This is a genomic window from Streptomyces sp. NPDC058646 (genome assembly GCF_042716875.1).
Classification (GTDB): Bacteria; Actinomycetota; Actinomycetes; order Streptomycetales; family Streptomycetaceae; genus Streptomyces.
Map to the genome: position 1 here is coordinate 168731 of NZ_JBHXRK010000017.1, position 9007 is coordinate 177737.

Annotated in this window: 9 protein-coding genes; 1 reads left to right on the forward strand and 8 read right to left on the reverse strand. The window is 72.5% G+C overall.

The window, feature by feature from the left end; all coding sequences use genetic code 11:
- Positions 1–234: 234 nt before the first annotated feature.
- The 8 genes from ACFWUZ_RS21920 to infC form a co-directional block, all read right to left on the reverse strand.
- The gene (locus ACFWUZ_RS21920; RefSeq protein ID WP_384375268.1) at positions 235–414 is read right to left on the reverse strand and encodes a hypothetical protein; all 180 of its coding nucleotides are present in this window, start codon (positions 412–414) and stop codon (positions 235–237) included.
- Between the two features lie 124 nt (positions 415–538).
- On the reverse strand, positions 539–3067 hold the full coding sequence (pheT, locus tag ACFWUZ_RS21925) for a phenylalanine--tRNA ligase subunit beta (RefSeq protein ID WP_384375271.1): 2529 nt from the start codon (positions 3065–3067) through the stop codon (positions 539–541).
- Positions 3067–4194 (reverse strand): phenylalanine--tRNA ligase subunit alpha, encoded by a 1128-nt coding sequence (pheS, locus tag ACFWUZ_RS21930; protein WP_384375274.1) that lies wholly within the window; start codon positions 4192–4194, stop codon positions 3067–3069. Before pheS ends, pheT begins: the two co-directional genes overlap by 1 nt.
- Before the next feature lie 151 nt (positions 4195–4345).
- The gene (locus ACFWUZ_RS21935; protein ID WP_384375277.1) at positions 4346–5578 is read right to left on the reverse strand and encodes an ATP-binding protein; all 1233 of its coding nucleotides are present in this window, start codon (positions 5576–5578) and stop codon (positions 4346–4348) included.
- Between the two features lie 55 nt (positions 5579–5633).
- The gene (locus tag ACFWUZ_RS21940) at positions 5634–6494 is read right to left on the reverse strand and encodes a TrmH family RNA methyltransferase (RefSeq protein ID WP_384375301.1); all 861 of its coding nucleotides are present in this window, start codon (positions 6492–6494) and stop codon (positions 5634–5636) included.
- A gap of 215 nt (positions 6495–6709) precedes the next feature.
- Positions 6710–7096 (reverse strand): 50S ribosomal protein L20, encoded by a 387-nt coding sequence (rplT, locus tag ACFWUZ_RS21945; protein ID WP_267722706.1) that lies wholly within the window; start codon positions 7094–7096, stop codon positions 6710–6712.
- Between the two features lie 101 nt (positions 7097–7197).
- Positions 7198–7392 (reverse strand): 50S ribosomal protein L35, encoded by a 195-nt coding sequence (rpmI, locus tag ACFWUZ_RS21950; RefSeq protein ID WP_030387121.1) that lies wholly within the window; start codon positions 7390–7392, stop codon positions 7198–7200.
- A gap of 104 nt (positions 7393–7496) precedes the next feature.
- On the reverse strand, positions 7497–8222 hold the full coding sequence (gene infC, locus ACFWUZ_RS21955) for a translation initiation factor IF-3 (RefSeq protein ID WP_384375280.1): 726 nt from the start codon (positions 8220–8222) through the stop codon (positions 7497–7499).
- Between the two features lie 327 nt (positions 8223–8549).
- On the opposite strand from infC, the gene ACFWUZ_RS21960 reads away from it, so the two are divergent.
- A complete protein-coding gene (locus ACFWUZ_RS21960) occupies positions 8550–8927 on the forward strand; it encodes a DUF1844 domain-containing protein (protein WP_384375283.1) in 378 nt (125 codons plus the stop codon).
- Positions 8928–9007 lie beyond the last annotated feature (80 nt).

Consider the following 9007-nt stretch of genomic DNA (forward strand, 5'->3'; position numbering starts at 1 on the left):
TGCGACGACCCGTCACCGCGCCGCCCGTTCTGCTGTCTGCCCGACACTCCACGGCAGGCGGGCGGCGTGTGCCGGTCCCGCCGGTGTCCGGTTGGTCGCCGGGCCGCGGCAGGGACCGGGCCGAACGCGCGCCGGGCCCACCCACCAGGGCCCGGTGCGCGGTTCGGGCGAACAGACCGGACAGACCCGGGCCGAGCGGGCCGGCCGGACCGGAAGGACCGGCCGCCGCATCGGTCAGGGCCTGTCGTCGCGGAGCACCAGCAGGGCGGCATCGTCGGCGAGTCGCCCGCCGGTGTGCCGGAGCAGTGCGGCGTGCACGCGCGCGACCAGCCGCGCGCGCGAGCGCGCCGCCTCCTCCTCCAGGACGCGGCCGAGGGGGAAGAACCGCCCGCCGACCACCCGGTGCACACGCACGGGCCGTCGGCGTGCTCACCGAACGGGTGCGCTGGGGGTCCTTCGGACCCGGCACGGCACAGGGGGCGTACCCGGTGCTCCGGATACGCCCCCTGCCGGCCTGGCACAGGCCTGCGGTACGCGGTTACGCGCCGCGCAGCACCGCCCCGGTCCGCTCGCCCGCCAGGGCCACCGCCGCGTCGCGCGCGGCCGTGGACTCCTCGGCGGTCAGCGTGCGGTCGGTCGCGCGGAAGCGCAGCGCGTACGCCAGGGACTTCTTGCCCTCGCCGACCTGCTCACCGGTGAACACGTCGAACAGCCGCAGCGATTCGAGGAGTTCCCCCGCACCCTTGCGCAGGGCCGCCTCCACGTCCGAGGCCGGGACGGAGGCGTCCACGATCAGCGCCACGTCCTGGGTCGCCACCGGGAAGGAGGAGATCCGGGGCGCCTGGAGCCCCTCGCCGCCGGCCGCCGCGAGGCGGTCGAGGTCGAGCTCCATCGCGCTGGTGCGGGCCGGCAGGCCCATCGCCTTGACCACGCGCGGGTGCAGCTCACCGGCGTGGCCGATGACCTGCTCGACGCCGTCGAGGGTGACGACCAGCTCGGCGCAGCGGCCCGGGTGCCAGGGGCCGTACTGGCCCTGGCGCACGACCAGCTCCGTACCGGCCTCGGCGGCCAGCGCGCGTGCGGCCTGGACGGCGTCCGCCCAGTCGGCCGGGCGGCCCTTGCCCCACCAGCCGGCCTGTTCGCGGCCGCCGGCCAGCACGACCGCGGCGTACCGCGGCTGCGCGGGCAGGGCCGCGTTCAGGGTGTCGATCTCCTCGTCCGTGGGACGCCGGTCGACGGGCAGCCGTACGGCGACGCCCGGCTGCGGGCCGGCGAGGAAGACCGAACCGGTCTCGAAGAGCGCGAGGTCGTGGCTGCCCCGGCTGTCGTTGCGGCGCAGCGCGCCCAGCAGGCCCGGCAGCAGCGTGGTGCGCAGCGCCGGCTCCTCGTCGGAGAGCGGGTTGACCAGCTTGACGACCTGGCGGGCCGCGTCGTGCGCGGGCAGCTGGAGCTGGTCGAAGACCTGCTCGCCGAGGAACGGGTAGCTCAGCGCCTCGACGTAGCCCGCGCCGGCCAGCGCGCGGCCGACCCGGCGGTGCAGCTGCTGGCGCGCGGTCAGGCCGCGGCCGGAGGGCACCTGCGGAAGCGTCGACGGGAGGTTCCCGTAGCCCTCCAGCCGGATGACCTCTTCGGCGAGGTCGTTGGGCTCGGCGAGGTCGGGCCGCCACGACGGGACGGTGACGACGAGCTCGTCCTGGCCGTAGACGTCGCAGCCGATCTCCTGGAGGCGGCGGACGACGGTCTCGCGGCCGTAGTCCATGCCCGCGACCCGGTCGGGGTGGTCCGCGCTCATCGCGACGGTGCGCGGGGCGCCCGGGGCGAGGAACTCGGTGACGCCGGCCTCGGCGGTGCCGCCCGCGAGCAGCACCAGCAGGTCGACGGTGCGCTGCGCGGCCGCAGCGGCGGCCTGCGGGTCGACGCCCCGCTCGAAGCGCTTGGAGGCCTCGGAGGAGAGCTTCAGGCGGCGGGCGGTGCGCGAGATCGACACGGCGTCGAAGTGCGCGGCCTCGATCACGACCTCCGTCGTCCCCGTGACCCGGCCGGTCTCGGGGTCGGTGACGGAGTCGGCGATCTCGGTGTCGGCGCCGCCCATGACGCCGGCGAGGCCGATCGGCCCGCTGCTGTCGGTGATCACCAGGTCCTCGGCGTCGAGCGTGCGCCTGACCCCGTCGAGGGTGGTGAACTTCTCGCCCTGCTCGGCCCGGCGGACGCCGATGGCGCCGTCGATCCGCGAGCGGTCGTAGGCGTGCAGGGGCTGGCCGAGCTCCAGCATCACGTAGTTGGTGATGTCGACGGCGAGCGAGATCGGGCGCATGCCCGCCTTCTGCAGGCGGCGGGTCAGCCAGATCGGGGAGCGCGCGTCGGGGTCGAGGCCGGTCACCGTGCGGGCGGTGAAGCGGTCGCAGCCGGCCGGGTCGTCGACCTGGACCGGGTAGCCGTACGCGTTCGGCGCGGGGACGTCGAGCAGCGCCGGGTCGCGCAGCGGCAGGCCGTACGCGGTCGCCGCCTCACGGGCGATGCCGCGCAGGGACATGCAGTAGCCGCGGTCCGGGGTGATGTCGATGTCGAGGACCTCGTCGACGAGCTGGAGCAGCTCGATCGCGTCGGTGCCGGCCTCGTACTCCGGCGGCAGCACGATGATGCCGTGCGTGCCGTCGTCGCCCATGCCCAGCTCGTCGCCGGAGCAGATCATGCCGTGCGAGGTCCGGCCGTACGTCTTGCGCGCGGCGATCGCGAAGTCGCCGGGCAGCACGGCGCCGGGCAGGACCACGACGACCTTGTCGCCGACGGCGAAGTTCCGGGCGCCGCAGACGATCTCCTGCGGTTCGCCGGTGCCGTTGGCGGCGCCGACGTCGACGGTGCAGAAGCGGATCGGCTTGCGGAAGCCCTCCAGCTCCTCGATGGTCAGCACCTGGCCGACGACGAGCGGGCCCTTGAGCCCTCCGCCGAGCTGCTCGACGGTCTCGACCTCGAGGCCGGCGTCGACCAGCTTGGCGGCCACGTCACGGCCGGTCTCACCCGCGGGGAGGTCGACGTACTCCCGCAGCCAGGAAAGCGGGACGCGCATCAGATCTCACTCCCGAACGGCCGGGTGAAACGGACGTCACCCTCGACCATGTCTCGCATGTCTTCGACGTTGTGCCGGAACATCAGCATCCGCTCGATGCCGAATCCGAAGGCGAACCCGCTGTACTTCTCGGGGTCCACACCACAGGCGGTCAGCACCTTGGGGTTGACCATGCCGCAGCCGCCCAGCTCGATCCAGCCCTCGCTGGAACAGGTACGGCACGGGCGGTCGGGGTTGCCCACCGATTCGCCGCGGCACACGTAGCACTGCATGTCCATCTCGGCGGACGGCTCGGTGAAGGGGAAGAAGTGCGGGCGCAGGCGCGTCGTGGTGCCCTCGCCGAACAGCTCCTGGACCATGTGGTCCATGGTGCCCTTGAGGTCCGCCATGGTCAGGCCCTCGTCCACGGCGAGCAGCTCGACCTGGTGGAAGACCGGGGTGTGCGTCGCGTCGAGCTCGTCGGTGCGGTACACCCGGCCCGGGCAGACGATGTAGACGGGGGGCTTGCGCTCCAGCAGCGAGCGCGCCTGCACCGGGGAGGTGTGGGTGCGCAGCACGACACCGGACTCGTCGCCCTCGGTGCCCTGGGGCCCCTGGACGAAGAAGGTGTCCTGCATCTGGCGGGCCGGGTGGTCGGGCGTGAAGTTGAGGGCGTCGAAGTTGAACCACTCCGCCTCGACCTCGGGCCCTTCGGCCACCTCGTACCCCATGGCCGTGAAGATGTCCGCGATGCGGTCCATCAGCGTGGTCAGGGGGTGCCGGGCGCCGGCGGGGACGCGGTCGTAGGGCAGCGTGACGTCCACCGCCTCCTCGACCAGCACCCGTTCGTCGCGCTCGGCCTCCAGCGCGACCGTGCGGGCCCCGAAGGCCTTGTTCACGGCGCCGCGGGCCTGTCCCACGCGCTTGCCCGCCTCGGCCTTGGCCTGGGGCGGGAGGGCGCCGATCTCCCGGTTGGCGAGCGCCAGGGGCGAGCGGTCGCCCATGTGCGCGGTCTTCGCCTCCCGGAGCGCGTCGAGGTCGCCGGCGGCGGCGAAGGCGGCGAGCGCCTCGTCCCGCATGCGCTCGATCTCTTCCGGTTTCAGTGCCTCGACCTCGACAGGGTCGTACGACTTGTTCGGTGCCGACATCTCTTCCCGTACTTCCGATGGCTGGCTGGTGGGTCCCCGTACGGCGCGATCAGACCGATCGACACAGAGACACAAAGGTGCCAAAGGACGAGTCTAAAGGTCGCTGGGGGTGAAGGAGCCCGTGGGCCGCTCGGCGAGACGCTCCGCAGGGTTACTGCGTGAGGTACGCCGGTGCGCTCACGGGCAGGATAAATCGGAACTCGGCGCCGCCGCCGGGGCCGCGGCCGACCGCGATGGTGCCGCCGTGGGCCTCCACGATGCCTTTGACGATGTACAGGCCCAGGCCGGTGCCGCCGCGCTTGCTGCCCCGCCAGAAGCGGGTGAAGACGCGGCCCATCGACTCCTCGGGGATTCCGGGGCCTTCGTCGGTCACGGTGACGGCTGTTCCCTTCTCATGCGGCGATACGTCGATGGTGACCGTTCCGTCACCGTGGCGCACCGCATTTTCAAGGAGGTTGCCGAGGATCTGGTCGATCTTGTCCGGATCGGCCCACAGGTCGGGCAGGGGGTGGCTGACGCTGACGAGGAAGCGTTCGGGGGCCTGGCCGTTCGCGGTGAGGGCCTGGACGTGACGGCCGACGGCGGTGGCGATGTCCACCGGCTGGCGCCGCACCTCCAGACGGCCGGAGTCGATGCGGGAGATGTCGAGGAGTTCGGTGATCAGCCGGGTGACGCGGTTGGCGTCGGCGTCGACGGTCTCCAGCATCAGCCGCTTCTGGTCGTCGGTGAACCGCTCCCACTTGGCGAGCAGGGTGGCGGTGAACCCCTTGACGGAGGTCAGCGGGGAGCGCAGCTCGTGGGCGACCGTGGCGATCAGTTCGGCGTGGCTGCGCTCGGTGCGGCGGCGGGCCTCGGTACCGCGCAGGGTGACCACGAGGCGGCTCAGCGGGCCGGTGGGGTGCGTGCGGACGTACCGGGCGGAGACCAGCACCTCGCGGCCGCCGGGGAGGAGCAGGTTCCGCTCGGGCTGTCCGCGCCGGGTGGCGAGGCCCCCGTAGGGGTCGGTCAGCGTCCACCAGCGGCGGCCGTCCAGGTCCTCCAGCGGCAGGGCCCGGTCGATGGCCGCGCCGAGCGCCTGACGGGGGTCGGTGGCGGTCATCCGGGCCGCGGCCCGGTTGAAGCAGATGACGCGCCCGCTGCCGTCGGCGACGACGAGCCCGTCGGGCAGGTCGTCGGGGTCGATCCCGAAACCGGGACCCTCGCCGGAGGGGCGTCCCGGGACGTCCCCCGCGTGCGGGCCGCTCCCCTGTGCCGGGACGCCGGTACGGGCACCCGGGCCGGGCCCGGGCTGCGCTGCCGGGCGTCCGGGGGCGTCCTGGGACCGCCGCTCGGCCGCGTCCGCGGCTCCCGCGGTCCCCGGTGAGCTGTTCGTACCGACGGTCATCTCCCCGTACCCCACATCTCCGGGTAGCGCAGTAAGCCCCGGGGCCGCCACATTACTAGCTGGGGGTCACGGAGCGGCACCCTCCGGACGCCCGCTGTGCACGCGCCGAGGCGTAGAGGCAGACGGCGGCGGCCGTCGCGAGGTTCAGGCTCTCCGCCTTGCCGTGGATCGGGACCCGTACGACGGCGTCCGCCAGGGCCCTGGTCTCCTCCGGCAGGCCCCAGGCCTCGTTCCCGAAGACCCAGGCGGTGGGGCCGCCCATGGTGCCCGCGTCCAGCTCGGCGTCCAGGTCGTCCTCGCCCGCCCCGTCGGCGGCGAGGATCCGTACGCCGGCACCGCGCAGGCCCTCGACGGCCTGCTCCACCGGGACGCCGACGGCGACCGGCAGGTGGAAGAGGGAGCCCACGGAGGCCCGTACGGACTTGGGGTTGTAGAGGTCCACCGAGGCGTCGGTGAGCACCACGGCGTCCGCACCGGCGGCGTCCGCGCAGCGCAGCACCGTTCCGGCGTTGCCGGGGTCGCGCACGTGTGCGAGGACGGCGACGAGCTTGGGCCGCGCCGCGAGGATGTCCTCGAAGGGCGAGTCCAGGAAGTGGCAGACGCCGACGAGGCCCTGCGGGGTGACGGTCTGCGAGACCTCGGCGAGCACGTCGTCGCCGGCGTAGTGGACCCGGGCGCCGGAGGCCAGCGCGGCGTCGACGATGTCGGCGTAGCGCTCTGCGGCCTCGACGGTCGCGAACAGCTCGATCAGGGTCGACGCGCCCCCGTCGCCGCGGTGCTCGACCGCCTCGCGGACCGCCTGCGGGCCCTCGGCGAGGAACCGGCGCTCCTTGGTGCGGAAGTTGCGCCGCGCCAGGCGCCTGGCGGCGGCCACCCGCGGGGATCGGGGGGAGATCAGCTCGGCGGGGTGACCCAGGTCAGCCATGGTCTCTGCGGTTCTCTCTCAGGGGTGCGGGGGCGCCTCGGGGCGCGGCGGTACGGAGCGCGCGGGGCGCCGGACGGGCGGTGCCGGCGCACACGGCGCGGGCGGCACGGACGGCGCGCACCCGCGGGGCGGGGAAAGCACTCGGACCCGCAGGCGAGGAGCCTGCGGGTCCGAGCATGCCGACTGCTGACGCGGCCGGCCAGGCCTTACGCGGCGGCCTTGGGGGCGTTGACGTCGGACGGAAGCGCCTTCTGCGCGACCTCGACGAGCGCGGCGAACGCGTTGGCGTCGTTGACGGCCAGCTCCGCGAGGATCTTGCGGTCCACCTCGATGTTGGCGGCCTTCAGACCCTGGATGAGGCGGTTGTACGTCATGCCGTTCTGGCGGGCAGCGGCGTTGATGCGCTGGATCCACAGCTGACGGAAGTCGCCCTTGCGCTTCTTGCGGTCGTTGAAGTTGTAGACCAGCGAGTGGGTGACCTGCTCCTTGGCCTTGCGGTACAGGCGCGAACGCTGACCGCGGTAGCCGGAGGCCGCCTCGAGGATCGCCCGGCGCTTCTTGTGGGCGTTTACTGCCCGCTTGACGCGTGCCACTTTTTAACTCCTTGTAGCGGGGCCGTGGTTGTCTTCACACGGCCCGAATTCGATGGGGTCCCGGTCTTGACGTCCCGCTCCCGGCAGGGGAGCGGAGGACGTCACTTGCCGAGAAGCTTCTTGATCTTCGCGGCGTCGCCGGGGGCCATCTCCGCGGTGCCGGTCAGGCGGCGGGTGACACGGGACGACTTGTGCTCGAGCAGGTGGCGCTTGCCGGCGCGCTCACGGAGCACCTTGCCGGAGCCGGTGATCTTGAAGCGCTTCTTGGAACCGCTGTGCGTCTTGTTCTTCGGCATAGCGCCGTTATCTCCTCGTCGGTGGCGCCCCCACCGGTCCGATGCCGGACCGGCTTCAGGGAGCGTCATGTTGTATCGGTGATCCGAGGCGGGCTGCCCCGGAATCAGGCCTCGGTGTTCGACTCCTCGGCGGGCGCCTCGTCGGCGGCAGCCTCGGTGGCCTCGACCGCGGCGGGTGCCTCCACCTCGTCGGCGGCGTCCTCCTGAGGAGCCTCACCCTCGGTGGCGGCAACACCCTGGCGCTCGGCCTTGCGGGCGGCCTGCGCCTCGCGGGCTTCGGCCATCGCCTCGGTCTTCTTCTTGTGCGGACCGAGGACCATGATCATGTTTCGGCCGTCCTGCTTCGGGTTCGACTCGATGAACCCGAGGTCCTCGACGTCGGCCGCGAGGCGCTGCAGCAGTCGGAAGCCGAGTTCCGGCCGGGACTGCTCGCGACCACGGAACATGATCGTGATCTTGACCTTGTCGCCCTGCTTGAGGAACCGAACGACGTGACCCTTCTTGGTGTCATAGTCGTGCGGGTCGATCTTCGGCCGGAGCTTCATTTCCTTGATGACCGTGTGCGCCTGGTTCTTGCGCGCCTCACGGGCCTTCATGGCCGACTCGTACTTGAACTTGCCGTAGTCCATGAGCTTGCAGACCGGCGGGCGTGCGGACGCCGCGACCTCGACCAGGTCGAGGTCGTACTCCTGCGCGAGCTCGAGCGCCTTGGCAAGCGGGACGATGCCGACCTGCTCGCCGCTGGGGCCGACGAGTCGTACCTCGGGAACGCGAATCCGGTCGTTGATGCGGGGCTCGGTGCTGATGGATCCTCCTCGGTAGCACCACACGGCTGCCTGGCAGACAGCCGCTGACGTGTATTTCCGTCAGACCTACCGCGGCGGGGAGAATGCAAAAAAACCCCGCCGGGCACAGGCAGGGGCTCCAAAACAACCGGAGCACCGCCGCGTGCGAACCGCGGGGCGCAGCATCGGGCAGCTTTCCATCGTCCGTACGGAACGATGGATACCGCCTGACCGGTGACCCGCCGCCCCGGAGGGTGGTCGGGTGGGAGATCGGAGCCTCCACTTGTGGGCCGGGCACACAGGTGTCCGGCCGGTCGAAGTACATACTAGCACCCGCGTTGCAAGCCCGCCGCACGGCATATCGTGGGGCCCATGACTGACGCGACCCCTTCCGCCGACCCCGCTGCCGACGCCGCTCCCGACTACGACGCCATGACCCGCGACATCGCGGACGTCCCCGCCGTCGAGGTGATCACCACGGTGGCCGTGCACCTGCTGAGCGCCGCGGCGGTCAACCTGGGCCTGGACAAGCCGGACTCCGAGCACAAGGACCTCGACGAGGCCCGCAAGCTGATCACGGCCCTGGCGGGCCTGGTCACCGCGAGCGCCACGGAGATCAGCTCCTTCCACGCAGCCCCGCTGCGGGACGGCCTGAAGTCGCTCCAGCTGGCGTTCCGCGAGGCCTCCCTCGTCCCGGACGAGCCGGGCCAGGGCCCGGGCGAGAAGTTCACCGGCCCGGTCTTCGGCTGAGACCGCAGCCCGCTGGGCGCACGGAGAGGGGGCCGGGGGGGGGGGGGCGCGGCCCCCGGCCCCCCCCCCCCCCGCGCACG

Bases quoted from the DNA above. Each gene is read 5' to 3' on its own strand.
- ACFWUZ_RS21960 (WP_384375283.1), top strand. From the start codon at position 8,550: ATGACTGACGCGACCCCTTCCGCCGACCCCGCTGCCGACGCCGCTCCC.
- pheT (WP_384375271.1), bottom strand. From the start codon at position 3,067: ATGCGCGTCCCGCTTTCCTGGCTGCGGGAGTACGTCGACCTCCCCGCG.
- pheS (WP_384375274.1), bottom strand. From the start codon at position 4,194: ATGTCGGCACCGAACAAGTCGTACGACCCTGTCGAGGTCGAGGCACTG.
- rpmI (WP_030387121.1), bottom strand. From the start codon at position 7,392: ATGCCGAAGAACAAGACGCACAGCGGTTCCAAGAAGCGCTTCAAGATC.
- ACFWUZ_RS21935 (WP_384375277.1), bottom strand. From the start codon at position 5,578: ATGACCGTCGGTACGAACAGCTCACCGGGGACCGCGGGAGCCGCGGAC.